The sequence below is a fragment of the Paenibacillus sp. FSL H7-0331 genome, assembly GCF_001956045.1.
Map to the genome: position 1 here is coordinate 224,785 of NZ_MRTH01000006.1, position 25,505 is coordinate 250,289.

26 protein-coding genes are annotated in these 25,505 nt (G+C 45.8%); 20 read left to right on the plus strand and 6 right to left on the minus strand.

What is annotated here, in order from left to right; all coding sequences use genetic code 11:
• The first annotated feature begins 91 nt into the window (after positions 1-91).
• The 5 genes from typA (at position 92) to BK127_RS11300 (ending at position 4,021) form a co-directional block, all read left to right on the plus strand.
• Positions 92-1,939, plus strand: coding sequence for a translational GTPase TypA (gene typA / locus BK127_RS11280; protein ID WP_076230145.1), 1,848 nt, complete (start codon positions 92-94; stop codon positions 1,937-1,939).
• A gap of 361 nt (positions 1,940-2,300) precedes the next feature.
• Positions 2,301-2,573, plus strand: coding sequence for a YlaH-like family protein (locus BK127_RS11285; protein WP_076230146.1), 273 nt, complete (start codon positions 2,301-2,303; stop codon positions 2,571-2,573).
• Positions 2,574-2,596: 23 nt separating this feature from the next.
• A complete protein-coding gene (locus tag BK127_RS11290; RefSeq protein WP_076230147.1) occupies positions 2,597-3,052 on the plus strand; it encodes a hypothetical protein in 456 nt (151 codons plus the stop codon).
• A 1-nt stretch (position 3,053) separates the two neighbouring features.
• A complete protein-coding gene (locus BK127_RS11295; protein ID WP_076230148.1) occupies positions 3,054-3,329 on the plus strand; it encodes a hypothetical protein in 276 nt (91 codons plus the stop codon).
• Between the two features lie 239 nt (positions 3,330-3,568).
• Positions 3,569-4,021, plus strand: a complete 453-nt coding sequence (locus BK127_RS11300) for a pyridoxamine 5'-phosphate oxidase family protein (RefSeq protein ID WP_076230149.1) — start codon at positions 3,569-3,571, stop codon at positions 4,019-4,021.
• A gap of 50 nt (positions 4,022-4,071) precedes the next feature.
• Here the strand turns inward: BK127_RS11300 and BK127_RS11305 are convergent, their stop codons facing one another.
• Entirely contained in the window at positions 4,072-4,614 is a 543-nt protein-coding gene (locus BK127_RS11305; RefSeq protein WP_076230150.1) for a YhcN/YlaJ family sporulation lipoprotein, read from the minus strand.
• A gap of 110 nt (positions 4,615-4,724) precedes the next feature.
• Here BK127_RS11305 and BK127_RS11310 point away from each other — a divergent pair, with 110 nt between their 5' ends.
• Entirely contained in the window at positions 4,725-6,056 is a 1,332-nt protein-coding gene (locus BK127_RS11310; protein WP_076230151.1) for a PhoH family protein, read from the plus strand.
• A gap of 87 nt (positions 6,057-6,143) precedes the next feature.
• Here BK127_RS11310 and BK127_RS11315 read toward each other — a convergent pair whose 3' ends face one another.
• From BK127_RS11315 to BK127_RS11325, 3 genes are all read right to left on the minus strand, one after another.
• The gene (locus BK127_RS11315) at positions 6,144-6,647 is read right to left on the minus strand and encodes a hypothetical protein (RefSeq protein ID WP_179097444.1); all 504 of its coding nucleotides are present in this window, start codon (positions 6,645-6,647) and stop codon (positions 6,144-6,146) included.
• A 40-nt stretch (positions 6,648-6,687) separates the two neighbouring features.
• Positions 6,688-7,788 carry a hypothetical protein gene (locus BK127_RS11320; protein ID WP_076230153.1) on the minus strand — a complete coding sequence of 367 codons (1,101 nt, stop codon included), beginning with the start codon at positions 7,786-7,788 and terminating at the stop codon, positions 6,688-6,690.
• A gap of 165 nt (positions 7,789-7,953) precedes the next feature.
• Complete coding sequence (locus tag BK127_RS11325; RefSeq protein WP_076230154.1) at positions 7,954-8,940, minus strand: hypothetical protein; 987 nt, start codon at positions 8,938-8,940, stop codon at positions 7,954-7,956.
• Positions 8,941-9,120: 180 nt separating this feature from the next.
• Here BK127_RS11325 and BK127_RS11330 point away from each other — a divergent pair, with 180 nt between their 5' ends.
• Positions 9,121-10,263 (plus strand): class I SAM-dependent methyltransferase, encoded by a 1,143-nt coding sequence (locus BK127_RS11330; protein ID WP_256711261.1) that lies wholly within the window; start codon positions 9,121-9,123, stop codon positions 10,261-10,263.
• A 35-nt stretch (positions 10,264-10,298) separates the two neighbouring features.
• On the opposite strand, the gene BK127_RS11335 is transcribed toward BK127_RS11330, so the two are convergent.
• A complete protein-coding gene (locus BK127_RS11335; protein WP_076230156.1) occupies positions 10,299-10,529 on the minus strand; it encodes a DUF2626 domain-containing protein in 231 nt (76 codons plus the stop codon).
• A 434-nt stretch (positions 10,530-10,963) separates the two neighbouring features.
• On the opposite strand from BK127_RS11335, the gene BK127_RS11340 reads away from it, so the two are divergent.
• From BK127_RS11340 to BK127_RS11380, 9 genes are all read left to right on the plus strand, one after another.
• Complete coding sequence (locus BK127_RS11340; protein WP_076230157.1) at positions 10,964-11,614, plus strand: RsfA family transcriptional regulator; 651 nt, start codon at positions 10,964-10,966, stop codon at positions 11,612-11,614.
• Between the two features lie 112 nt (positions 11,615-11,726).
• Entirely contained in the window at positions 11,727-12,728 is a 1,002-nt protein-coding gene (locus tag BK127_RS11345; RefSeq protein ID WP_256711262.1) for a ketopantoate reductase family protein, read from the plus strand.
• Between the two features lie 20 nt (positions 12,729-12,748).
• Complete coding sequence (locus tag BK127_RS11350; RefSeq protein ID WP_076230158.1) at positions 12,749-13,144, plus strand: DUF3397 domain-containing protein; 396 nt, start codon at positions 12,749-12,751, stop codon at positions 13,142-13,144.
• Positions 13,145-13,159: 15 nt separating this feature from the next.
• Entirely contained in the window at positions 13,160-13,447 is a 288-nt protein-coding gene (locus BK127_RS11355; RefSeq protein ID WP_083689229.1) for a late competence development ComFB family protein, read from the plus strand.
• A gap of 215 nt (positions 13,448-13,662) precedes the next feature.
• Complete coding sequence (locus BK127_RS11360; protein WP_076230159.1) at positions 13,663-15,324, plus strand: peptide ABC transporter substrate-binding protein; 1,662 nt, start codon at positions 13,663-13,665, stop codon at positions 15,322-15,324.
• A gap of 162 nt (positions 15,325-15,486) precedes the next feature.
• The gene (locus BK127_RS11365; RefSeq protein WP_076230160.1) at positions 15,487-16,422 is read left to right on the plus strand and encodes an ABC transporter permease; all 936 of its coding nucleotides are present in this window, start codon (positions 15,487-15,489) and stop codon (positions 16,420-16,422) included.
• Positions 16,422-17,339 carry an ABC transporter permease gene (locus BK127_RS11370; protein ID WP_076230161.1) on the plus strand — a complete coding sequence of 306 codons (918 nt, stop codon included), beginning with the start codon at positions 16,422-16,424 and terminating at the stop codon, positions 17,337-17,339. The genes BK127_RS11365 and BK127_RS11370 overlap by 1 nt, the downstream gene beginning before the upstream one ends.
• Positions 17,340-17,372: 33 nt before the next feature.
• Complete coding sequence (locus BK127_RS11375) at positions 17,373-18,398, plus strand: ABC transporter ATP-binding protein (RefSeq protein ID WP_076230162.1); 1,026 nt, start codon at positions 17,373-17,375, stop codon at positions 18,396-18,398.
• Positions 18,395-19,354: an ABC transporter ATP-binding protein gene (locus tag BK127_RS11380; RefSeq protein ID WP_076230163.1), complete on the plus strand. Its 960-nt coding sequence runs from the start codon at positions 18,395-18,397 to the stop codon at positions 19,352-19,354. The genes BK127_RS11375 and BK127_RS11380 overlap by 4 nt, the downstream gene beginning before the upstream one ends.
• A gap of 59 nt (positions 19,355-19,413) precedes the next feature.
• Here BK127_RS11380 and BK127_RS11385 read toward each other — a convergent pair whose 3' ends face one another.
• On the minus strand, positions 19,414-19,842 hold the full coding sequence (locus tag BK127_RS11385) for a pyridoxamine 5'-phosphate oxidase family protein (RefSeq protein WP_076230164.1): 429 nt from the start codon (positions 19,840-19,842) through the stop codon (positions 19,414-19,416).
• Positions 19,843-20,053: 211 nt separating this feature from the next.
• Between BK127_RS11385 and bshC the strand changes: the two genes are divergently transcribed.
• The 4 genes from bshC to BK127_RS11405 all read left to right on the plus strand — a co-directional run bounded on the left by bshC (position 20,054) and on the right by BK127_RS11405 (position 25,481).
• A complete protein-coding gene (gene bshC, locus BK127_RS11390; RefSeq protein ID WP_256711272.1) occupies positions 20,054-21,685 on the plus strand; it encodes a bacillithiol biosynthesis cysteine-adding enzyme BshC in 1,632 nt (543 codons plus the stop codon).
• 35 nt (positions 21,686-21,720) lie between these two features.
• A complete protein-coding gene (locus tag BK127_RS11395; RefSeq protein WP_076230166.1) occupies positions 21,721-22,983 on the plus strand; it encodes an adenosylhomocysteinase in 1,263 nt (420 codons plus the stop codon).
• A gap of 133 nt (positions 22,984-23,116) precedes the next feature.
• Complete coding sequence (locus tag BK127_RS11400) at positions 23,117-24,496, plus strand: LysM peptidoglycan-binding domain-containing M23 family metallopeptidase (RefSeq protein ID WP_083689230.1); 1,380 nt, start codon at positions 23,117-23,119, stop codon at positions 24,494-24,496.
• A 160-nt stretch (positions 24,497-24,656) separates the two neighbouring features.
• Positions 24,657-25,481, plus strand: coding sequence for a GDSL-type esterase/lipase family protein (locus BK127_RS11405; protein WP_083689231.1), 825 nt, complete (start codon positions 24,657-24,659; stop codon positions 25,479-25,481).
• Positions 25,482-25,505 lie beyond the last annotated feature (24 nt).

A 25,505-nucleotide genomic window follows, 5' to 3' on the forward strand; every position in this document is an offset into this window, starting at 1 on the left:
CGCTTATGTCCGACGCTTGTTTTATGAACGGGCCCCAGCCGCTCCCCGATGAGTAGGGCGAGAGGGTCAACAAGGAGAGGTTAGGGAAAACATGCATTCAAGAGACAAAATCCGCAACATCGCGATTATCGCACACGTTGACCACGGCAAAACAACACTAGTAGACAAATTGCTTCAACAATCGGGAACTTTCCGTGATAATGAAGCAGTTCAAGAACGGGCTATGGATTCCAACGACCTGGAACGGGAACGTGGAATTACCATTTTGGCTAAAAATACAGCAATCAACTATAAAGATTATTTGATCAATATTATGGATACTCCGGGCCATGCTGACTTTGGCGGCGAAGTTGAACGTATTATGAAAATGGTTGATGGCGTATTGTTGATTGTCGATGCGTTCGAAGGTACAATGCCGCAAACCAAGTTTGTTCTTCGCAAAGCTTTGGAATCGAACTTGAAGCCAATTGTTGTTCTTAACAAAATTGACCGTCCTGCTGCCCGCCCAGCCGAGGTAGTGGATGAAGTATTAGACTTGTTTATTGAACTGGGTGCTACTGATGAGCAGCTGGATTTTACTGTTGTCTATGCATCTGCTCTTATGGGTACTTCAAGCATGGATCCAGAAGTCGAAAAGCAGGAGCCGAATATGCAAGCCATTTTTGAAACAGTAGTTAGCCGTATTCCAGCACCAACAGAAAGCGTTGAGGAGCCATTGCAATTCCTGGTAACTTTGATGGATTATAACGAATACCTCGGTCGTATTGCCATTGGCCGTGTTAATCGTGGTGTCGTTAAACAGGGTCAAGCTATTGCTGTTATTAACCGTGATGGTGTTGTCAAATCAGCTCGTGTTGAAAAGCTGTTTGGCTTCCAGGGCTTGAAACGGATTGAAATTGAAGAAGCCGGCGCTGGCGATATCGTCGCGATTTCAGGAATTAAAGATATTAATATCGGTGAAACGATGGCTGATCCGGCTAATCCGGAAGCATTGCCTGTATTGAAAATTGATGAGCCTACCTTGCAAATGACGTTCCTCGTGAATAACAGTCCATTCGCTGGACGTGAAGGTAAGTGGGTAACATCCCGTAAGCTGCGTGAGCGTCTGTTTAAAGAATTGGAAACTGATGTGAGCTTGCGTGTTGACGAAACAGACAGCCCGGATGCATTCGTTGTATCTGGACGCGGTGAGCTGCATTTGGGTATTTTGATTGAGAACATGCGTCGCGAAGGCTTCGAAATGCAAGTATCCAAGCCTGAAGTTATCATCAAAACGATTGATGGCCAAAAAATGGAGCCTGTAGAGCTTTTGATTATAGACCTGCCTGAAGAAAGCATGGGCGCAGTCATGGAAAGTCTGGGTTCACGTAAAGCAGAAATGGTTAATATGATCAACGCTGGAACAGGCAATGTACGCTTGGAGTTCTTGATTCCTGCACGTGGCTTGATCGGTTACCGTACGTACTTCCTGACTTTAACACGTGGATATGGTGTAATGAACCATGCTTTTGATAGCTATGGGCCTTACTATGGCGCTGGTGTTGGCGGACGTCACGAAGGTGTACTAGTATCCAGTGAAGCGGGCGTTTCCACTTTGTACGGTATCCTTTCCGTTGAAGATCGCGGTATCCTGTTCGTTGAGCCGGGTGCTGAAGTATATGAAGGTATGATCGTTGGTGAGCATACGCGTGATACAGACATTATTGTTAACATCTGTAAAGAAAAACAATTGAATAATATTCGTTCCGCTGGTAAAGATGATACCGTCAGAATGAAAACTCCACGTCTGTACACTTTGGAGCAAGCTTTGGAATATTTGAACGATGATGAGCTGTGTGAAATTACACCTAAGTCCATTCGTCTTCGCAAAAAGCTTTTGAACAAATCCGAACGTGAGCGTGCTGCAAAGCAACGTAAAACAGCCGAAGCAAATGTATAATGTCTAACCCTCCCAAACCCTCCCTATAGGGAGGGCCCCAAAGGGCGCTGCCCTCTGGACTCCCATGGTTGGATGCAGACTGTAGTGTTCTCGGGGCGCTTGTCGTCCCTCTGGGACACGCTTGGTTTGGGTGCTGGTTTGTACATCGAAATTTCAAAACATCTAAAGAGTCTGCCTGTGGCAGAAAGATGCCCGTTACTATGGCATCATAATTGAATATCATTTGAAGAAAGCTCTGATGACTCAGAGCTTTCTTTTTAAAATTAAACTGTAATGAAATGATAAATGCTTACACACTAATGATACTATCTAATGATACAATGAATGTATAAACCCTACCGAATAAAGGAGGTTTAATCCTATGACCGAATGGTTTCGTGAATATCCACTGATCACTTATATTTTGATTTATGTGATGATCACTTATGTCTACAACAAAGTGTTCAAAACACGTAAGCTGCCTATTCTAAAAGAAGCCATTATTTATTTGCTGCTGGGTGTTGGAGCGGGGATGCTGCTGCTGTTTCAGCTCGGCGCGCTGCCTATTGTGCCATGCTTAGCGGTTGCGATCGGATTGATGCTAATGGTACGAATTCGTTATTTTTTTCAAGATCGAAGATTGAATAAGAAGTAATATGCAGGTTTGAGGTGAGCGCGATGAGTAAACATTGGTTATCGCCTGTTCGAATTGAGGAAAACTCGGTAGTATTGGAAGCAGGGCGTATTGAGCTCGAGCCTGATGAGGCCAGAGGTTTATTCCTATCCTTGCTGAAATCGGTAAATCCGGGAATGCTGCTGTTATTCAAGTCTCATATGCTGTTAAGTGAAGACGCGGCAGAGGATTGTGGTGTGGATGAGCTGCCTTTTGATTTGGGTGATGTCGAAGAACCTATCTTGTTCGGACCGGAAGGGATTGAGCTGTCGCATTGTGCGGAGGCTTACATGGACAGGCTGCCCACCATCAGAGAAATGACAGAATGGCTGCAAGTGGCCAGACTACGTTTGTCGACAATACCTGAGCTTGAGAATGGTAGCGAAAGTAATTGGTTGTCCGCTATGCAGGTGTGGATAGAGCAGGGAAGCCAAATTATTTTGCTGCGGGAGGATGATTAGCTTGAGGCTTGAGGATGCGCTTTTTAATTGGCTGCAGATCAAGATTGTTGCCGAGGCTAGAACTGATGATATGGCTGCTGAGGAGACAAGGCTTTTTTTTGAAGAGATTTTGCGGGATGATCATGGTTTAACTGAGTTTACAACAAGCCCGGATGAACTGAGAATTACGATTTCCTATGAGCTTGAAGGGATTCGCAAGACGCTTATGTTTGACAGGGAGCTGGCAGAACAGCTGCTTACCGATATTAATTCCAATCCGAAATACAACAATGAATGACATAATTAAGCTGTAAATCGATACAATACATTATCGGCTTCTGCAAGCAGTTGTGTTCTCGGCTAGCAGCACCGGCTACATAGTTTCCTGTGAACTCAGGTTCAATGGAGAGGTCTATAGATCAGGCTTCGCCCATCAGAATGGCTGCAAGTGTCTGTGGTTGACTGACCATTCCTGTGATATAATAAGGTTGTCAACACAGCTTGCCAATAACCTAATAGACGCAGGAGGGGTAACCTATGGCAGAAACGATCACAGCACTGCCGGAGCAACTGTATACAGCTTTGCAAAAGGAATCCTTTGCACTGCTGAGTACGATTGATTTCGAATCCGGCGCACCGTCTATGAATGCCATTTCGTGGTTGTACGCAGTACATTCTGGAACTGTTCGATTTGCGGTAGACGCACGTTCACGTATTGTGAGCAATATCAAAAGCAATTCACAAGTGAATTTAACCTTTGTCGGCGCGGGTTCGGTCCATGCCATTTATGGCACTGCTAGGATCGTGGCCGAGGCTTTAAATGATGTGCCTTTCAAACTGACATGTGTGGACATTGAAATTTCTGCGGTTCGGGACGCCATGTTTTATGGTGCACGTATTTCAGCCGCACCGGAATATGAAAAAACCTATGACAAGCGTGCAGCGGATAAGCTGGATACGCAAGTGTTTGATGCGATGAAAAAAGCCTAGAGACTTGGAGCGTTCTAGGCTTTTTCTTGATCTCTTTATACTTGAACACCCTACAAGTTAGCGTTAGGCATTTGGGGTTCTTTGCTTTCCGGTGAAGGAACCGGGGCTACATCCCGTGGCAGCTGGGGAATGATACGTCCGATAATTTCTGACATTTCCTCAGTAAATCCGCTGATCGGTCTGCCGATCTTGACTTCATCCCGTACTTTTCTGATTCGGGCTGCTAAATCCATATCGGCTGTAACGATGGCATCCACCCCATAGGGGTCTTTCTTAAGAGCTTCCGCCACGGATAGCTTGATCGTTCCAACCTTGGAACGGTCCATATCTGGAGGCAGGTTAATGCCCACGACGGCCGTGTTCCCAAAAACTACGCATTTGGCGCTTTCAACCTGTGGGATGCTGGTAGCAATTTGTTCCAAATGCTCGGCAACAGTGGGGGAGTTCACAATTTCTTTTTTCTCTGTAGCGGCTTGGTTGACCTGAACTTGACGTTTCGCTTCATTCACAGGAGCGGAGTTAGCATTTTGTTTGGTTTGATTGCAACCAGCCAAGACGGACAGCACGAGAATGCTATAGACAAATAGTCTCATTAGTCATCGTTCCTTTCTACCTTATAGTTGTTTTCCTTAGTTTGTCCTTTCTAGCTGATTCCTATGTGTTATAGAGCCATACACCATACTTGGAAGGGGACGGACTTACTATGAAAAAAATATTTGTGTTGGATACGAATGTGCTTTTGCAGGACCCTAACGCGATTTATGCGTTTGAAGATAATGAAGTGGTTATACCGGCTACGGTATTGGAGGAAATTGACTCCAAAAAAAGGAACGCTGATGAGATTGGTCGCAATGCCCGGCAAATCTCCAGAATGCTGGATGGTCTGCGCACCCAAGGCAGATTATATGAGGGTATCACGCTGCCAAGCGGCGGAAGTGTCAAGGTCGAGCTGAATCACAAGAGCTTTGCCAAGCTGCAGGAAACCTTTGCAGAAGCAACGAATGACAATAGAATTTTGGCGGTTGCCTTAAATTATCATATGGAACAGCAGGAGAAACCGAATCCAAGGCCGGTTGCTATTGTGAGTAAGGACATGCTTGTACGTATTAAAGCGGATGTACTTGGCTTAACGGCTCAGGATTATTTAACGGATCGAATTGTGAATATGCCAGATATGTACACGGGGTATTTAACGATACTTGCCCATCCGGCAATCATAGATGAATTTTATACGTATCGTTATTTGAACGTCAGCTCGCTGAACCTTGCTTATCCGCTTCATCCCCATGAATTCGTTATCTTGAAGGATGAAATGGGTACCTCCAAATCCGCTTTGCTGAAGTTGAATGCCGATGGCAAGAAGCTGGAGCCGTTGTTTCTCAGTAATGATCCAATTTGGGGAATAGGGGCAAGAAATGCACAACAGCGTATGGCGTTGGAGCTGCTGCTCAATGACGATATCCCGATTGTGACCTTGACCGGAAAAGCCGGAACGGGGAAAACGCTGCTTACGCTGGCTGCAGGGCTCATGAAGGTTGAGGATGAGCGTAAATACAAAAAGCTGCTGATCGCAAGGCCTGTTGTCCCTATGGGTAAGGATATCGGGTATTTGCCGGGTGAAAAAGACGAAAAGCTGCGTCCCTGGATGCAGCCGATCTATGACAACCTGGAGTTTTTATTCGACACCAAAAAACCAGGCGATATCGAGAAGATATTAGCAGGTCTTGGCAGTATTCAGGTCGAAGCGCTTACGTATATTCGCGGACGTTCGATTCCGGGCCAATTTATTATTATAGATGAAGCGCAAAATTTATCGAAGCATGAAATTAAAACGATCGTATCCCGTGTAGGTGAGAATAGTAAAATTGTACTGCTGGGCGATCCGGATCAAATTGATCATCCTTATCTGGATGCATCCAGCAATGGACTCACTTATGTCGTGGAACGGTTTAAGGCTCAAAATATTAGCGGTCATATTACACTGGAGCGTGGCGAGCGTTCCCATTTGGCTCAGCTTGCCGCAGATCTGCTGTAGTACCTAAAAAAGCGCAGGAGAGTGTGCCCATTAGGCCAACTCATCCGCGCTTTTTTTCTGTCCATATAGCGATAACCTATGACTTCACTATTTCATGTGGAATGTCTCGATGGAGCATTGGTAGGCTCGGGCTATTCGAAGCATGAGTTCATCGGAATGATTATCGGTTAAGTATATGGCCTGGCCATTCACGATGCAGGATGCAAGCAGGTGCTCCTCCATTTGCTCCAACGCCTGGTGGGGCTGGGCGTCTGAACCTTGACTATGGATTGTAAATAAAAAGAGGTTATCTGCATAGCCATAAATACGATTGAAGTGGCTTGTAAAGCCGTAATCGGTAAATTCCTTGCGCATATTTGTTGTATGAGGAAGCAGCAGCAAGCGAAGTGTTTCCAGAGAACCCTGAAGATACGTCTCCAGCTTCAAACGAACGGCTTCAGACTGTTTAACGTTCACAAAGATTAGCAGGTCCTGATCATGATCGTACAGCACGGGAGCGTCCGTCCACAACGCGATGAATTCGCTCCAAGCCTCGGAAAGACGGATATCACTTGTATCCGCCAACAATGCAAATCTTTGCTCAATATTCATATGCATCCACATCCACATCCACATCCTCTAGTTCCTATAATTACAGCGACATTTTCAGTATAATACTCAGCTTGCCAGCTTCAAGCTTCAGACCCGTAACCGATAAAAAGGGTGCCAGATTTTGAGGGTAGATCCCCAAATCAAATTCCTGCTCCATGGCCTCGACGGTTGATCGCGGCAGATCAAATCCGTTGAATTGAAGCTGTGTCATATTGAAACGGATAAAAGCCTTGCCCTTACCTTCTTCTTTGGTGGACAATTCGTATTTTCCTTTAATCGAGACGGCAATGCCATCCTGTGTACCTGCCGTAACCAGCTCAGTATCCGTAAATCGGAAGGTCATGTTCTGAAACATCGGGTTTTTGGTTCTTAAAAACTGATTTAATTCATCGTCCGTAATTTGAAACGTATATTGAAAGCCATTAATAATTAAATGCTTTGTAATGCCGTTACCATCCTCGGAAATAATTTCGGGCAGCTGCTTAAGGGCTGCGGCTAAAGCCTGAAAATACATTTTGAAAAGCGGAATTCCTTTTTCCTTCCATGACAAAGTGAGCTGCGCCATCTGCTGGAGAATCAAGGCGGCATCCTTTTGTTTGGACAAATCCTCATCAAGCTGTTGTTGTAGTTTTACCATTTGCGCTCTTTGAGTGATGTAGCGTTCCTTGGTTTGCTGTAGTGTCGTTTGAGAGCTGACTAATGCTTTCTGAAGCTCGCTGAGCTGCCGCTTATTGTCGCTGTACATTCTGAGGGCTTCGTGGTCGTTCCGGACGATCATTTGCAAATAATCAAACGTAGTAATCGCATCTTTAAAAGACGAAATGGAAAAAAGCAGCATCCAAAGTGAATCGCGATCCCCCATATAATAAGCGCGCAGCACCTTGGCGGCATGACGTTTTGTCTCCTCAGAGCGGGCCGTTTGCTGCTGAAGCTCAAGCTCGCTGGTTGTTCTTTGTTTCATAATATGGGCTTCCTCAAGCTGTATTCTTGCCAGCTCTTGATCAATCTCGTATACGGTAAGTCCCTTTTGCAGTAAAAGCTTGACCTCTTCATCGTTAGCCGCGAGCACGCGGAGGCAGGGGGTAATGCCAATCCAAATGCATAACAACAGGATGCTGGCCGCCCGATACCAAGGCCTCATGGATGGTCTCCTCCTTAAAGTTTAGCCGGAGGCAAAACTGGCTACGAAAGCATACGCTTAGTTGTGCCTCCAAATAGCACTACTTTTAGATTATCATAACTCTATGGGAAAAATGATAAAAAAATACTTCTTCCGAAGAAGAAGTAAGAGGCAGACGAGATTTAATTATGGTTTCTTGACTGCTGGCGCTGGCTTGACGAGCTTGAGCAGGTCCTCTAGTGATTTTTGTTTGGCAGGGATTTCTTTTGTAAAGGCGGGTGCTTTATTTAATTCAGATAACGATTGTGTCCATATCAGATGATTTTCATTGGTGCTGCCATTAGCTGTGAAGGCGACATTCCATTTTTGCTCATGAATAAAGCCCTGGTTATCGATTAGAAATTCCAATGAGGAAGGGGCACGGAATTGCACTTCCTTGAGCATCGATTGCCATCCATCGATATTTGCTGCTGAAGCGAGACCATTGCTTTTCAGCAGCTCTGTGAATCCGGGAACCGCCTTCTTCCAAATATCATTAAAAGCTTGCTCGTTCTTACTATTGATGTCGAGTGTAATTCGTTTGGTGACGGTACCGTCTGCCAAAGTGACAGGATCCTTGTAGGTTTGGAGCCACTCTGGATTAATCCCATTAAGCAGCTGATTATGAATAGTAGAAGCCAAATGACTGCTGTTCTTTAACGCCTCACTGCTCCCGGCAGCTGGATTTGATGACTTTTCTGTAATTGGAAACACGAGGTACTCGTCATCCTTGTTGATGGCAGGAATTCGGAAATAAAGTTTGTTGTCCTTGATCAGCACGGGAATATCGATAAGAGAACCACCGGTCGGAGTGACTTTGAAGGTCGCTTCCAGCTGTGCAGGCTCCAAGGCGGTTAACCCATTATAGTCGATTTTGCTATCTTTTAAGAAAGCGAACAGGGCAGCGGTAAAAGGACTGGCTGCGCCTCCAAGCAGTGAAGGGTCAGCTTTGAGTTCAATAGAGCCTTTGAATTGGTAGCTTGTTACTTGTTCCTGCTTGGCGACAGCCTGCAGCAGATCGGTTTTGAGCTGATTATAGTCGGTACATCCGGTTATTAGTAAAAGAACGCTGAGCGATAATAGAAATGAGGCATAAACAGACAATTTGCGTGTTCTTGATGCTGATAGTGACAAAACAATAGACTCCTTCCGATACAACGAATTTGTTATCCTATTTATTATAACGACTACAGGTGTCTTTGTCACCAAACACAAGAGTTGTTATAAACTTAAGAAGTAAATAAATCTTGACTTTTTACGGTTGAAATAGTAGCTTTTGTTGGAATATGTCGACCCTAAGGAGTGATGAGGAGCATGCCAAACATTCATAAGCTGCAAGAAATCATTCGTGAATCCATCCAACAAAGCCCTCAGCAGGCGATTTCATTTCGGGATTACATGGAGCTGTGCTTGTACCACCCGGAGCTTGGATATTATACAAGCGATAGAGATAAAGTCGGTAAAACCGGAGATTTTTACACAAGTACCTCCATAGGCGGACTTCTGGGTGAAGTGCTTGCACAATATATGGCAGGACAGACAAGCCAAGAAGCGTGGGGAACTGCAGCGCAGTCGCTCACATTGGTAGAATGGGGCGGTGGCAACGGAGGGCTTGCCCAACAGCTATTGGACGAGCTGAAACGCAGTTACGGGGATGTCTATGCCCGTATCTCTTATATATCCGTGGAGATCAGTCCGCATCATCGCAGATTGCAGGCGGAGAAGCTGGCTGAGCACTTGTCCGATGGTAGGGTGAGCTGGATGACTGAAGCGGAATGGGAAGCCTGCGGGCCGTGGCAGCGGGCGATCGTTTTTTCCAATGAGTTTCATGATGCCTTACCTGTCCACCAAATTCAGATCAAGCAGGGGCAGGCTCAAGAAATAGGGGTGGCTTGGGACGAATCGGAGGAGCAGTTTAAAGAGGTGTTGCTTCCAGTACAGCCCGAGAGTACGCTGGACACATACATCAGAGGCTTGGAAGCGGAAGTGAGACTGCTGGACAATCAGCGTTTTGAAGTCAATCTGGAAGCTCCTGCTTGGATTTCCCGTGTCGGTCAGAACCTGGATAGCGGGCAAATCGTGGCGATTGATTATGGCGACTGCGCCGCGGAAATTTATGGTGAGCATCGGATCAACGGAACTTTGATGTGCTACAGTAACCATGTCGCAGCGGATGACCCTTATACAGCACCTGGAGAGCAGGATATGACCGCTCATGTTAATTTTACGGCGCTCATTCGAGCGGGGCTTGAAGTTGGAATGCATGCCGAGAAGTTGATGACGCAAAAACAGTTTTTAGTTGAAAATGGACTTCTGGATAAGCTGCAGGACTCCTATTCCACAGATCCATTCAGCCCGGTGGCTCGTCGGAACCGAGCGGTTCGTCAACTGCTGCTGAGCGATCAAATGAGCGAGCTGTTCAAGGTATTGATATTGAAAAAAGGTGAGCTGCTGTAAAAGCGGCTCACCTTTTTTCATGCTGTGCATGCGGATTAGATGGACATTCTGAAGAAAGACCAATACGTAAATCCGGTAAATGAAATAATCATGTACCCCCAGAACAGCAGTATGTAGGTACGTTCGGATAAGCCCAAATATCCCAAAAGCATAAAGATAACCGTTTGAGCAAAAAAGATCATAGCCATTGGAATCATACCACCGGCTAATGCCATCAATCCGATAATGAGTGTCCAAAAGCCAAGAACGCGAAACATGCGATCCATTGTTGCACCCCCTTATTGTTCTCGTTATTCACTTTTCGAAGAAAACTGACCTCGTAAGTATTCCCCAAACGATGGAGATTATCGCAGTGACAGCATTCGTCAAACTGCGGCTCTTTACTATTACACATTATACCTTTTGAGTCCATTGGTGTAAACGCCCAATCCGTGACGAAATTTAAACATTTATTGAAGTATCGTGAGATTGGGAACGGGTTACGCGTAATCCTATTTTCAGCATTTAAAAAGGTCGATTGTTGATCTGCTGTTAACAGGTATGCGCGTGGACAAAATTGGCAATACAAAATAGTAGAAAACGATTCTATGAATTCTATTATGGGCATAGAGATTAAATAATGCAGCATTCCAAGTATCATATTCGATAGATGGATGTTTAAGAATGCTTGATTAACGAGAGCTGGGAGGACTGCTATTATATGACGGCAATTAGACAGGATGCATGGAGCGAAGAGGATGATTTGATTTTGGCGGAGGTTACTCTACGGCACATACGGGAGGGGAGCACACAGCTGTCCGCTTTTGAGGAAGTAGGCGAAAAAATAGGCAGAACACCCGCGGCCTGCGGCTTTCGCTGGAATAGCTATGTCAGAAAAAATTACGAGCAGGCTATACAAATCTCCAAGACACAGCGTCAAAAGCGAAATCAGTTCAAAAAACATACGGCTTACGCTTCCGTATCCAGCAGCAATACGGCGCTATTGGATCATGGAGAAGCCAGAAGGTCCAATGAACCTTTTACCGAAGAATCGATTTCGATGGATGCGGTAATACGGTTTCTTCGCCAGTGGAAGGGGAGCTACCATGAAATGTCGCGCCATATCCGGCATTTGGAGAAGGAACTTTATGAAAAACAGGATGAGCTGGATCGACTGCGTAGAGATAATGATGTTTTGAACAAGCAGGTTAATGAGGTAGAAACCGACTATCGTGTAGTCAACGATGATTATAAGGCATTAATTCAAATTATGGATCGAGCTCGCAAGCTGGCCTTCCTTGTAGAGGAAGAGGATGAGCACAAGGCACGATTTAAAATGGATGCTAACGGCAATTTAGAAAGAATAGATTGAGAGTGGCCCTGCAGGCGTTATGCTTGCGGGGCTTATTTGTGTCTGGTAGTCTGTTATGATAAGCAAGAAGAGCGAGACTTGCCAACAAGATACGGCAAATGGGGGAATCAAGGTGAAGGTGAGAATTATTGGAGCCGGAGCGATGGGAATGCTAATGGCAGGGCGTCTGTTTCAGGCTGGAGTGTGTGTGGAGCTTGTTACGCGAACAATCGGACAAGCGAATCAAATTCGTGCAGAGGGACTGAAGCTTTCGGATATCGGGTTGCAATCAGAAGGAACGGGAGCTATCCTGAAAGTGCCAGCTCTTGCTATGGAAGAGCTGGGACAGCGGAAATCCGTAAAGCCTTCTAATAACATGAATCCAGAAGCTGGTACGGATGATCCTGATGTGATTATGCTGATGGTCAAACAAACCTCGATCACGGACGATTTGGCATTTGAACTGAGCAAGCAGCTCATACCTTCGTCCCGTCTTGTATGCTTTCAAAATGGGATTGGACATATCGATAGGTTGAGCCGCTACAATTCATTGGCGCAAATATGGATTGCTATAACGACAGACGGCGCATTCAAACAGACAGACCATCATGTAAGACATACAGGGAAAGGAACGACCTGGCTTGGACCTGCGTTGTCTAACGCTTCAACTATGGAGATGGAATCCGTACAGAATCTGCAAAATCTGCTGAATCATGCAGGATTTAGCTCGATGATGTCGAACAACATCAATAGCAAGGTTTGGAATAAGCTGCTAATCAATGCTGTTATAAATCCGGTAACCGCTATTTTACATGTTCGTAACGGCGCTTTACCCCGAACTCCGGCGGTACTGCCCTTGATGCGTTCCTTGCTGGATGAAGCATCGTTATTGGCGGACAGGCTGGGTGTAGAGCTTGCTGCCGATTTATGGGAGCAGATCCTGCTCGTCTGCGAGCGAACTGCTGATAACCATTCTTCTATGCTGCAGGATGTGATGGCAGGTAGAACAACGGAAATCGAAGCCATTACTGGTGGATTAATACAGGCTGCGAGCGGTCTTGATCTGCAGCTTCCTACCCATTCCGTTATATATGCGATGGTGCGTTCGATTGAGCAACAGATGGAAATAATATAAAATAAAGCAGGTGGTCTGCCATGAGTGCGTTGATAGAATGGCTGCAATTGGTATACAAATATTTGGCGTTAATACCACTTGTTCCATTTTTTCTGGTCTGGGGGATCGTCTTCTGGATATCCCGGGATAAACGAAAAGCGACACACCGTGCGATTGATGTTACGACCTTATTTTTAATTGGTTCGGTTTCTATCGTTTCGAGATATTTGTTTAACTCGGATATAGGGTTTTGGGGATCTATTCTTGTTTTTCTCATTGTATGCGGACTTGTAGGTAACCTGCAGGAAAGAAAAAAAGGAAAAGTGAACCCACTGAAAATTACGAAGACGCTGCTGCGATTCGGGTTTATTTTTTTGTCAGCGAGCTATGTTCTGCTTTTGTGTATCGGTATAGGTAAATACATATTGTTCAGCTAGAGGGGGACTCCAGTCGTGGAAGTACATAATCTTATGGAAGATATTGTGAAGGGTTGCTTGAAAGATTTGATGCAGCATCAGGCCAGTGCGTCAGTGCTTGAAGAAAAACAGCAAGGCGATGTGATGGCAATTGCATTAAATCGACTGCCTGCCAAGTATGTGTCCACACAGCAAGGTGAGGTTTTTGCCAAAACCCAGTTGAGAGCGCAGATGGAAACGGATGTTTATCGTGAGCTATCCTACGCCATTGAAAAAGTTCTTCAAACGGAACGTCCTTCGGATTTAAGCCAAAAAAGAGAATAATTTTGAACTATTTACGGGAGCCTAGGGATAGGCTTCTTTTTTTTGTTCAACGAATGTTAGGGTTGATGGATATAATTACAATTAGATTTAATTAACCCATGGTTGTATAATTTTGTTTTGATAACGATTGCGAATGGAGATATTATCAGAAGTCTCTTTGTGATCGAAAGAGATTTACCATTAAATTACATAAATATTTAAAAGGGGGACGTTTTATGAAATGGAAGAAGGTAATGGTTATTGCAACCGCAGCAGTCATGTTTGGTTCGGTTGCGGCAGGATGTACGAATACTAACAATCAGGCTGGAGGGACAGGGACGGGGGGCAACGCCGCGGTGCCACAGGAGTTCAGAATTAATCTGACTGCCGAGCCACCGGCGTTGGATAGCTCGATTGCCACAACGAATCCTACCTTCACGATATTGAATGCGATTAATGAAGGGCTGTACCGATTGGATGCGGAAGGGAAACCTCAGCCTGCTCTTGCCAAGGAGTTGCCGAAAATTTCCACGGATGGTCTCGTTTACACGATCAGTTTGCGCGATGGAGTGACCTGGGCGGACGGAACGCCGCTTAAAGCCAGTGACTTTGAATTTGCTTACAAACGGACTTTGGACCCTGCAACGAAAGCCAAGTATGCCACTATGCTGGCTTGGATTAAAGGCGGAGCCGAGTTGAACAAAGCGAAGCCTGAGGAGCTGGAAGCCAAGAAAGCAGCACTTGGAGTAAAGTCTATCGATGACAAAACACTTGAAATTACGTTGGCACGTCCGGTTGCCTTTTTTACAGATCAGCTTTCCATGCCGACCTTCTTCCCGCAAAAGCCTGATTTTGTAACAACACAAGGCGATAAGTATGGTGCGGATGCCGATAAAGTGATCGGTGCAGGCCCATTCAAGCTTGAGAAATGGGATCATGAGCAGCAGCTCGTCATGGTCAAGAATGACAAGTACTGGGATGCAGCGAATGTGAAGCTGAACAAAGTGACGGTTAATGTGGTCAAGGACCCCAACACATCGCTTAACATGTTTGATACAAATCAGGTTGACTTGACCGAGCTGAAGGGTGATCAGTTCCAGATGTTTCAAGGCAAGCCTGAGCTGACGCTCAAAAAGGAATTCGTTTCGGCTTATGTCATGCTTCAAAACAAGAAGGTTCCCGCTTTTGCCAATGTGAAGGTACGTGAAGCCTTGGGTATGGGGATAGATCGTAAAGCGCTCAACGACGTTGTGCTTGGCGGTTCCTCTATTCCATCAACAGGACTTGTGCCGGGTACGGTACTGGATGGAAACAAGACAGAGTTTCGTAAAGTAGCAGGAGATACTGAGCCGAAGTTTGATGCAACCAAGGCAAAGGAACTGTTGGCTGAAGGCTTAGAGGAGCTGAATTTGACAGCTTTGCCTAAATTTAAGCTGACCTCCGACGATACGGAAACCTCAAAGAAAACAATTGAATTTATCCAGGCACAATGGAAGCAAAATCTCGGCGTTGATGTTACCGGAGAATCTCTGCCATTCGCACTGCGCGTGAAAAACATGCAGGAATATAATTTTGATGCTCTGATCGGCCTATGGGGAGCTGACTATAACGATCCGATGACATTCCTCGATATGTGGCTGTCCGACAATAAATCATTTAACTATATGGAGTACAATAGCAAGGCTTATGACGATTTGGTAAAGGGTGCCGATAAGGAGCTTGACTTGGCCAAACGTTCCAAGATGCTGGTTGATGCCGAGAAGCTGTTAATGACCGATTCACCGCTGGTTCCGCTTTACTTCCGTACAAGACCTTATGCAAAGCGTGTCAATGTAGAAGGTTTGATCCTTCCGGCAATGTCCAAGGAATGGGAATTGAAGTGGGTTTCCATTAAATAAGATTAGACAGATTCACTAGCTCGATAGGGGGCCATTCTAACAAATGTTGGAGCGGCCCTCTGCTGGGTTCTAAGCTTACGAAGACAGTTTTCCTACGGAAAACTTTGGTTAATGCTTACGAAGACAGTTTTCCTTCGGAAAACTTTAGGGAGGTCCATAAACATGCTGCGCTATGCGTGCCGGCGTTTAATTTATATGGTGATTACCTTATGGGTGATTGTCACGTTTACTTTTGTATTGATGAAAAATTTGCCGGGGGACCCGTTCGGAGAAGAGTCGCTTAAACTCACAGCTGAACAAAAAACGTTGCTCTATGCACAGTATGGCTTGGATAAGCCGCTGTGGCAGCAATATTTAAAATATATGAACAATGTCATCCATGGTGATTTGGGAGTTTCTTATGCCTTTCCTACACGTAAGGTGACAGATATTATTGCCCAGGGCTTTCCGGCTTCGCTTGAATTAGGACTGTGGGCGCTGGTGATCGCTATCATTGTTGGTCTCATATTAGGTGTTATTGCATCCTTGAACCATAACAAAGGTGCTGATATCGGAGCGATGTTCACTGCAGTTATCGGTATTTCGATACCTTCCTTTGTATTGGGCCCGCTGCTCTCCTACTTCATCGGGGTGAAGCTGGGCTGGCTTCCTACCGGGATGTGGACAGGACCGTCAAGTCGGGTGCTTCCTGCGATCGCACTATCCTTTGGGACTATTGCGATATTAGCCCGGTTGATGCGAACGTCGATGCTTGATGTGCTGAGCCTGGATTATATCAAAACCGCTAAAGCCAAAGGATTGCCGCAGCGAACGATCGTCATACGTCATACTCTTCGCAATGCGATCCTGCCAGTTGTCACGGTTCTGGGTCCGGTTTTTGTCAATTTAATAACAGGAACGCTGGTGGTGGAGCAAATCTTCGTCGTGCCGGGACTCGGCAAGCATTTTGTTCAGTCGATATACTCCAACGATTATACGATGATCACCGGTCTGACCATCTTTTACTCCTTTTTGCTGGTAGCTGTCTTGTTTATAACTGATATTATTTACGGGTTCGTCGATCCCCGCATTCGTCTGACTCAAGGAGGCAGCAAGTAATGGACATGTCTAAAAAAGATTTGTTTGAGCCTCTTGTCAAGGAGAGCGCAGGTCGCGAGACCCTTGTAAGACCTTCTATGACCTATTGGCAGGATGCCTGGAGACGGCTTAAGAAAAACAAGCTGGCGATGTTCGGCTTGATTACATTGATTACGTTGGCCATACTGTCGATTGCCGGTCCGCTGCTGTCTCATTTTGATTATGCGACACAAAATTATGATATTAAAAATCAAAAGCCGTCGTTGGCGCATTGGTTTGGTACGGATGATTTTGGTCGGGACCTGTGGGTTCGCGTATGGTGGGGAACACGAATTTCGTTAGCTATTGGTCTCACCGCGGCACTGCTTGATCTGGTGTTCGGTGTCATGTACGGGGGCATATCTGCTTATTATGGGGGTAAGGTCGATGACATGATGCAAAGATTGATTGAAATCATCTATTCGATTCCTTTCCTATTGATCTCGATCTTGTTGATTGTGGTGCTCGGACCCGGGTTCAAAACGATTATTATTGCTTATGCAATCACGGGATGGGTACCGATGGCAAGACTTGTTCGAGGACAGGTGCTGTCATTGAAGGAGCAGGAGTATGTTCTGGCAGCACGAACGTTGGGTGCAGGTGGGGCACGTATTATTTTGAAGCATCTCGTTCCCAATGCACTTGGACTTATTATTGTACAAATTACGTTTATTGTTCCATCTGCTATTTTCGTTGAGGCGTTTTTGAGCTTTATCGGATTGGGGATAAGGGTACCGCTTGCATCCCTGGGAGCATTGTTATCGGACGGAGCGAATTCGATCCGTTTGTATCCGCACAGAGTTATTTTTCCGACGGTTATTTTTAGCCTTATCTTGATGAGCTTTAATCTGCTCGGGGACGGCTTGCGCGATGCACTTGATCCGAAAATGCGAAAATAAAGCAGGATGCCACAATCAAGGAGGACACTTGCCATGAAAGACAAAATATTGGAGGTCCAGAACCTCAGGGTATCCTTCCAAACCTATGCCGGGGAGGTCCAGGCTGTACGCGGTGTATCCTTTGAACTGCGTAAAGGTGAGGTGCTTGCGATAGTCGGGGAATCCGGCTGCGGCAAGTCGGTAACGGCGCAAACGATTATGAGACTGATTCCATCGCCGCCAAGTGTGATTAAGGACGGTTCCATCCGATTTAACGGGAAAACAGAGATCACGACGTGCTCAAATAAACAAATGGAGTCGATTCGCGGATCGGAAATCGGAATGATCTTCCAAGACCCGATGACCTCATTGAATCCGACCATGACGATTGGCAAACAAATTACGGAAGGTATCGTCAAGCATGAAAAGGTAAGCGGTGCAGAGGCCAATAAACGTGCAGTTGAGATCTTGAAGCTTGTTGGTATTTCCAATCCCGAAGGTCGCATGCTGCAGTATCCGCATGAATTCTCAGGTGGAATGCGTCAGCGAGTTATGATCGCGATTGCATTAGCCTGCAGTCCGAAGCTGTTAATCGCTGATGAGCCGACAACGGCGCTGGATGTAACCATACAAGCGCAAATCATCGAGCTGATGAAAAAGCTGGCTGAGCAAACCGAAGCTTCGATAATCCTCATTACGCATGATCTTGGTGTAGTAGCAGAGATGGCGCAGCGGGTACTTGTCATGTACGCAGGAAAAGTAGTCGAGGAGGGGACGGTCGATGAGCTATTTTACAATCCCCAGCATCCTTATACTTGGGGGCTGCTCCGTTCTGTTCCTCGTCTGGATCAAGCTGCAAATAGCGACCTGGTGCCTATTCCTGGAACGCCGCCCGATTTATTCGCGCCTCCGACTGGTTGTGCGTTTGCAGCCAGATGCCCTTATGCGATGAAGGTTTGTCTAGAAACCGATCCGGAACATAGAAGTGTGTCGGACACGCAATCTGCGGCCTGCTGGCTGCTGCATCCTGACGCACCACAAGTAGAACGTCCGATAGAAGCGGGAGGTGTTACCCGATGAGCAGTGCTCCATTATTAGAAGTTCGTAAATTGCAAAAGCATTTTCATATGGGTGGCGGCAAGATGCTGAAGGCTGTTGATGATTTAAGCTTCTCGATAAAGCGTGGTGAAACTTTTGGTTTGGTAGGTGAATCCGGCTGCGGTAAATCGACCGCCGGACGTACCATTATTCGTTTGTATGAAGCTACAGGCGGGGAAGTTCTGTTCAATGGGCAGCATGTGCATACTCTACGCGGTCGGCAGCTGCAGGAGTTTCGTAGTCAGATGCAGATGGTATTTCAGGATCCTTATGCTTCGCTTAATCCGCGAATGACGGTTGGAAATATCATTGCTGAAGGCATGGATATTAATCGTCTATATACAGGCAGCAAACGGAAAGAACGTGTTGTTCAACTGCTGCAGGATGTAGGCTTGAATGAAGAGCATGCAAGCCGTTTCCCTCATGAATTTTCCGGTGGTCAGCGGCAGCGTATCGGTATAGCGAGGGCACTTGCGATTAATCCGCAATTTATCATTGCAGATGAGCCGATCTCGGCACTGGACGTATCGGTACAGGCGCAGGTCGTTAATTTGTTCAAACGGTTGCAAAAGGAACGGAATCTGACCTATTTGTTTATTGCTCATGATCTTGCAATGGTTAAGCATATATCGGATCGAATTGGTGTTATGTATTTGGGCAAGCTCATTGAGGTTACCACCTCTGATGCTTTGTATGCGAAGCCGCTGCACCCTTACACACAGTCATTGCTGTCCGCTATTCCGATTCCTGATCCTCAGATCGAACGTACGCGGGAACGGATTATCCTGAAGGGTGAAATACCAAGTCCCTTGGATCCGCCAAGCGGTTGTCCATTCCGTACACGTTGTCCTCATGCTATGTCGGTGTGTGCAGATATCATGCCAGAATTCAAAGAAATAGAACCCGATCATTACACAGCCTGTCATTTATACACTTAAAATAATAAGGCCCGTCGCTCATAAGAATAATAATTCTCTTGAGCAACGGGCCTTTATGATTAGCCTTGCCAAACCTCTGGCTGGCCCTCACCATTCATATATTCTATCTGAGAGGGTGTTACTTCAATAATGACATAGTTGGGGTCCTGTTTGCCTTCAAAATATTGCTTGAAATCGTCCTGCCATAATTTTTCCTTCAGGCTTTCGTTCTGAGATATCTTCGCAGTTCCTTCTACCTGCAAAATAACGGATGATGGCTTTCCGTCAAAGCCGGTTAAGATGTGTACATGAGGATTTTTTTGCAGTTCCTCCACTTTGTGTGTTTTCTTATTGGTAGCCAGATAGATGGTTAAATTGTCATTAAAAAGCGCCATGTAACGGACCTTTGGCTTGTTGCCCTCAATTGTAGCGAACGAGCAGACCGGATTTCCACTGAGTGCTTTTACAATCTTTTCCTGAAGCTGCGTTTCTTTAACTCCCTGTACCATAAGAATAACTCCCTTCGTGGATAATTGGATGGTTGAATCGTGACTTACATCGAATCATTCTATAAAGTACCCCAAACCGACCCATTTTGAAACGAAATATTAAAAATTTGTCGTAATTTATCGTGCCAGACTTTTGACGATTTCATCGAACATGTGTACAATCAAGTAGATACATATTATAAATAAAGTGAGGCGGCTTCCGTTGTTGAAAGTGGAATCGATTCATTGGAAATCCAGCCTGCCTTTAACTGAGGATTACGTTCAAGATTATAACAAGGTAAGTGACTTATTTGAGTATGATCCTTGGAACGAATCATCTTGGGCTGAACGTGCAGCTTGGCTCGATCGCGGGAATCCTCTGGCAGCCGACCGGGGACAACTCGCTGAGGTTTTGCTAAGTTACAATAAAGCAATCGGTAATGCTCCCGAAGCTTTGGATGCAATAGGAAAGCTGAAGCAGCAGGAGACGCTTTGTATCGTAGGTGGACAGCAAGCCGGGTTATTCAGCGGTCAGGCCCTTGTTATTTATAAGGCGATCACCTTGATTCGCTCAGCAAGACTGGCTTCAGAGAAGCTGGGCCGCCCGGTTATTCCTGTTTTTTGGATTGCGGGAGAGGATCATGATTTTGACGAAGTGAACCATATGTATTACTTATCCCCGGAAATGCAGGTCAGCAAGATCAAGATTGAGCATCCGAGCGGTAAGCGTAGTACAGTGAGCAGCCTGAAGATCTCGCAGGAGCAATGGACCACGGCACTAGAGCTGTTGGATTCATCCCTGATACCGACTGAGTTCAAACCAGGATGGATGGATTTACTTCGCACCGCAGCGGCTGAATCCCACACCTTGGTTGATTTTTTCGGACGCATTATTGCCAAACTGTTTGGTGCACAAGGCTTGGTGTTGGTTAACTCCGATGATCCTCAGCTCAGACGTCTGGAATCGCCGATGTTCACCAAGCTGATTCGTGAGCATGAAGCTGTGAATGCGGCAGTACTGACGGGTCGAGACAAGTTGGAGGCTCTTGGTTATTCGTCACAGGTAGATTTGAATGAGCGCAGTGCCAATCTGTTCGTCGTGGATGATGATGAGCGAATCTTCATGTATGCGGCTGGGCCCGATGGTCCTTATACCGATCGTAAGAAGGAGCGCATTTATTCACGTGAGCAGCTGTTGGATTGGGCGGAATCGGCACCAGAACGAATCAGCAACAATGTCATGACAAGACCGCTCATGCAGGATTATTTGTTCCCTGTGCTGGGTACGGTGTTGGGCCCTGGTGAAATTGCTTACTGGGCGATCACGCGTGAGGCCTTTCATCAGATCGGACTCAAGATGCCGATTGTCGTTCCAAGGCTGGAGTTCACCATCCTGGAAGGAACGGTCCAGAAAAATATGCACAAATTCGGTCTTACCCTGGAGGATGTGTTATACCATCTGGAGGATAAGCAGGAGGAGTGGCTGCGTTCTCAGGATACACTCAAGCTTGAGGAGCGTTTTGCCGAGGTGAGAGCCCGTTTTGTCGAAGGCTACCAGCCTTTGGTTGAACTGATTGGGGGGATTAACCCAGGTATCGGCAAGCTTGGAGAAACCAACATGGGTAAAATTATTGAACAAATCCATTTTCTGGAGCAAAAAGCCAGTGATGGAGCACGTGCGCAGTTCGATGCTTCGCTACGTCATTTCCAGCGAATCGGTTTGTCAGTCGTCCCGATGGGAAAACCACAGGAACGGGTGTATAACATTTTTTCATATCTTAATAAATATGGTGATTCATGGCTGTATGAAATTGTAAACAGTGATTTGAAGCCCGATGGCAAACACAAGATTCTTTATATGTAACATACTTTTGCCCATACTTTGAAGGAGGAATAACAATGAATACGAAAGAACGCAGTATTATTAAAGATCTGGCTTTAGCACCGGAAGGACATTTGAAAATCGAATGGGTTAACGCCCACATGCCGGTTTTGAACCGTATTAGAGAGCAATTCGAGAAAGAACAGCCGTTCAAAGGATTAAAAGTAGCGATTTCTCTGCATTTGGAAGCGAAAACGGCTTATTTGGCCAAGGTTGTAAAAGCAGGCGGTGCCGAAGTAGCGATTTGCGGTAGCAATCCGTTATCAACACAAGATGATGTATGTGCAGCTTTGGTAGAAGACGGTATCACCGTATTTGCCAAGTACAATCCAGATCCTAAGGAATACAAAGAGCTATTGATCAAGACGTTGGAAACAGAACCTGACCTGATCATCGATGATGGTGGGGATCTGGTTTCCATGCTGCATTCCGAGCGTAAGGATCTGCTGAAAAACGTGCGCGGCGGAGCTGAAGAAACAACGACTGGTATTTTGCGTTTGAAAGCAATGGAAAAAGAAGATAAGCTGCAGTTCCCTATGATTGCGGTTAACGATGCTTATTGCAAATATTTGTTTGATAACCGTTACGGTACAGGTCAATCCGTATGGGATGGCATTAATCGTACAACGAATCTGGTTGTTGCCGGTAAAACGGTTGTTGTAGTAGGTTACGGCTGGTGCGGTAAAGGTGTTGCTATGCGTGCCAAAGGATTGGGCGCTAACGTGGTTGTAACTGAAATTGATGGCATTCGTGCGGTTGAAGCTTATATGGACGGATTTGCTGTTATGTCGATGGAAGAAGCAGCCAAAGTCGGCGATTTCTTCGTTACAGTTACAGGTAATCGTGATGTTATCCGCGGCGAGCATTACAAGGTTATGAAGGACGGCGCAATCTTGTCCAATGCAGGCCATTTTGACATTGAAATTAACAAGCCAGAGCTTGACGAGCTTTCCGAATCCAAACGTACAGTTCGTCGCAACATCGAAGAATACAAGCTCAAAGACGGACGCAAATTTTATTTGATCGCTGAAGGACGTTTGGTCAATCTGGCAGCAGGCGACGGTCATCCGGCAGAAATTATGGACATGACGTTTGCACTTCAGGCGATGTCTTTGAAATATGTGAACGACAACTACAATTCCATTGGTAAAAAGGTTGTTAATGTTCCTTATGAGCTGGATGAGCAAGTTGCACGCTATAAGCTGGCTTCGATGAATGTAACGATCGACACGCTGACTGACGAGCAAAAGCTGTACCTGGACAGCTGGGCAGAGCATTAATATAAGATTTCACGCAGTAAAAAGGGCGCTCAGCAATGGGCGTCTTTTTGTTGTGCTAACTAGATTGCTAGCTGAATAGACTAGAAAAGGTTGTTTACTCTCCACCATTACACCGAATTAACGGGAGGTACAAGTGGATTACACAACAATGTTAAGTAAATGCAGGTGGCTATTAGTAGGATGTGCGGTGATTGGCATGTTTGTAGTGCTTGCAGGGTGCTTGATGCGTCCTTTTCCCAATGTGCAGGGCACACCAGCTGGAAAAGAGCTGGATCATGTGAATCAGCAATCCTATGATGATTTTATTTACTCTGAGCTTGAGCTTGAAATCAACGAGCAGGAGCGGCTATGGGCTGCGAGTAAACGGGGCGTGCAAATCGTTATTGATGGAAGTCCGCTTGGTATCGTAAAAGATGAGGAAGCGGCTGCCGCTCTGCTGGAACAATATAAACAGAGCCGCCTGCCTAAGATCGGCCTAAATACTGCTACCTTGAACGGTTCAGACTCAACGAACACAGCAACAGTGGCAACCGCAGCAGATAAAGCCAAGGTTCGTATTCTGACGGCAGCTATAGATAAGGAACAGGCCACGGAGCAGCCGGGGCAGCTTCAGTCTGCCGAATTTATGCAGCACATTGAGCTTGTACAGATAGATATTGAACCGGAGGATATCGAGAATAATGACACGTTGCTGGATAAAATAGCGACTGGAGGTGTCAAACCCTTTATTTATACCGTGGTACGTGGGGATTGTATTTCGTGTCTTGCTTACAAATTCAAGATCGATAAACAAGTCATTTATAATAATAATCCGCAAATTCGTAATGACTTGATTCGTATCGGAGAACAACTGGATTTATCCGTATCACAACCGATGCTGACACTCAAAACAGTTGAGCAGCGGATAAGCTCGATAGAAGTGCCATTCACTACAGAATATGTTGAAGATAACTCTTTAAAGGCTGGTGTACAAGAAGTGGTGTCGGCTGGTATTCCTGGCTTGCTGCGGGTTGCAACGAATACGACCCGAATAGACGGCGAATTTATTGAAGAGGCAGAAGTGAATCAAACATGGATTCGTTCCGCTACCCAGGCAGTTGTGAAAAAAGGTACAATGATTGTTGCGGGTATGGGCACAGGGCAATTCTCATGGCCGGTCTACAGGGCAAAACTGACGAGCGATTATGGAAGCCGATGGGGAGGCTTTCATCCGGGAATGGATATGGTATCTGAGCAATCAGGTATTACTGCGTCAGATCATGGAGTGGTTAGCTTTGCAGGCTGGAAAACCGGTTATGGCAACTGCATCATCATTGACCATCACAACGGCTATAGCACACTTTACGGGCATTTAAGCAAGATTTCCGTAGCTCTGGATGATCGTATTGAAAAAGGGGATAAAATCGGGGTTATGGGCAGTACGGGCAATGCGACGGGTGTACACCTACATTTTGAAATCCGCAAAGGCGAGGTTCAGGAAAACCCGATGAAATATTTGTTAAAAGCGAGTTAAATGTATGATTGCATCCGTTGTCTGAAATTTTATAAGCGAAGCAGGCCGATGACCCAGAGCTCCGGTCTATTTGACATGGATTTGCAAATTGTCTCGTGAACCGCTACTCTAAAATGGAGTCCTTATGAGGTTGTCGAATATGTGGAGGGGGAGAGGTCGCTTGTTTTCTACTCGTTTTTTATGGCGTACGGTTGGGTTGGCCGCGTTGCTGTCAACGCTTATTTGTGTGTTTGGATTCGTATATGCCATTAATCAGATTATGTATCCGAAGCTTGCTGCTAATAATGATTTTGCGATTCCTGTTGAAGTTGTGAAGCCCAAAGAGTCGCCGCTCGCGTCCAAGGACAAAATTCAAATCGTGGCGCTTGGTGATTCATTGACTGCCGGAACTGGCGATTTGTCGGGACGTGGTTATGTCGGGCAAACGAAGGAAAAGCTGGAGCAGCAGCTGGGCAAGCCTGTATATATACTAAACAACTTTGCAATTCCCGGTTTCCGGACTTATGATGTGCTGAAGGATATGGATGCCAAAAAAGATATAGGCACTTCACTGTCCCAGGCGGATCTGATCCTGCTAACCGTTGGCGGTAATGATTTGTTCGAGGGTGGACAAGGGGTATTGAGTACAACCGGGGAGGAAGGCTTCAATCCCAAGGCTGCGGAAGAACGGATGCCAGAAGCCTTACAGAGGCTGGAGCAAATTCTGGATCGGGTCGCCAAGCTGAATCCGACCGCGACGATTGCTTATGTGGGCTTGTATCATCCTTTTCTGGACATGGACCCCAAACGCGAAGGAATCCTCACGGTACAGAAATGGAATGCGGCAGCTTTTGAAATTGCCCATCGTTACCCGAATATCGTCGTTGTCCCGACCTCTGATTTATTTGAGCTGAATTTAGGCAAGTATTTATATACAGACCATTTTCATCCGAATCAGGATGGTTATGAACGAATAGCCGAACGTATTGTACAAATTGTTAAATAGGGTCTCAATAGAGCGAGGTGAAAC

Coding starts and splice junctions, on each gene's coding strand:
- BK127_RS11360 (WP_076230159.1), top strand. CDS start 13,663: ATGAAATGGAAGAAGGTAATGGTTATTGCAACCGCAGCAGTCATGTTT.
- typA (WP_076230145.1), top strand. CDS start 92: ATGCATTCAAGAGACAAAATCCGCAACATCGCGATTATCGCACACGTT.
- BK127_RS11310 (WP_076230151.1), top strand. CDS start 4,725: ATGAAAAAAATATTTGTGTTGGATACGAATGTGCTTTTGCAGGACCCT.
- BK127_RS11330 (WP_256711261.1), top strand. CDS start 9,121: ATGCCAAACATTCATAAGCTGCAAGAAATCATTCGTGAATCCATCCAA.
- BK127_RS11290 (WP_076230147.1), top strand. CDS start 2,597: ATGAGTAAACATTGGTTATCGCCTGTTCGAATTGAGGAAAACTCGGTA.
- BK127_RS11340 (WP_076230157.1), top strand. CDS start 10,964: ATGACGGCAATTAGACAGGATGCATGGAGCGAAGAGGATGATTTGATT.
- BK127_RS11320 (WP_076230153.1), bottom strand. CDS start 7,788: ATGAGGCCTTGGTATCGGGCGGCCAGCATCCTGTTGTTATGCATTTGG.
- BK127_RS11335 (WP_076230156.1), bottom strand. CDS start 10,529: ATGGATCGCATGTTTCGCGTTCTTGGCTTTTGGACACTCATTATCGGA.
- BK127_RS11395 (WP_076230166.1), top strand. CDS start 21,721: ATGAATACGAAAGAACGCAGTATTATTAAAGATCTGGCTTTAGCACCG.
- BK127_RS11375 (WP_076230162.1), top strand. CDS start 17,373: ATGAAAGACAAAATATTGGAGGTCCAGAACCTCAGGGTATCCTTCCAA.
- BK127_RS11315 (WP_179097444.1), bottom strand. CDS start 6,647: ATGAATATTGAGCAAAGATTTGCATTGTTGGCGGATACAAGTGATATC.
- BK127_RS11370 (WP_076230161.1), top strand. CDS start 16,422: ATGGACATGTCTAAAAAAGATTTGTTTGAGCCTCTTGTCAAGGAGAGC.
- BK127_RS11300 (WP_076230149.1), top strand. CDS start 3,569: ATGGCAGAAACGATCACAGCACTGCCGGAGCAACTGTATACAGCTTTG.
- BK127_RS11380 (WP_076230163.1), top strand. CDS start 18,395: ATGAGCAGTGCTCCATTATTAGAAGTTCGTAAATTGCAAAAGCATTTT.
- BK127_RS11305 (WP_076230150.1), bottom strand. CDS start 4,614: ATGAGACTATTTGTCTATAGCATTCTCGTGCTGTCCGTCTTGGCTGGT.
- BK127_RS11350 (WP_076230158.1), top strand. CDS start 12,749: ATGAGTGCGTTGATAGAATGGCTGCAATTGGTATACAAATATTTGGCG.
- BK127_RS11385 (WP_076230164.1), bottom strand. CDS start 19,842: ATGGTACAGGGAGTTAAAGAAACGCAGCTTCAGGAAAAGATTGTAAAA.
- BK127_RS11365 (WP_076230160.1), top strand. CDS start 15,487: ATGCTGCGCTATGCGTGCCGGCGTTTAATTTATATGGTGATTACCTTA.
- BK127_RS11285 (WP_076230146.1), top strand. CDS start 2,301: ATGACCGAATGGTTTCGTGAATATCCACTGATCACTTATATTTTGATT.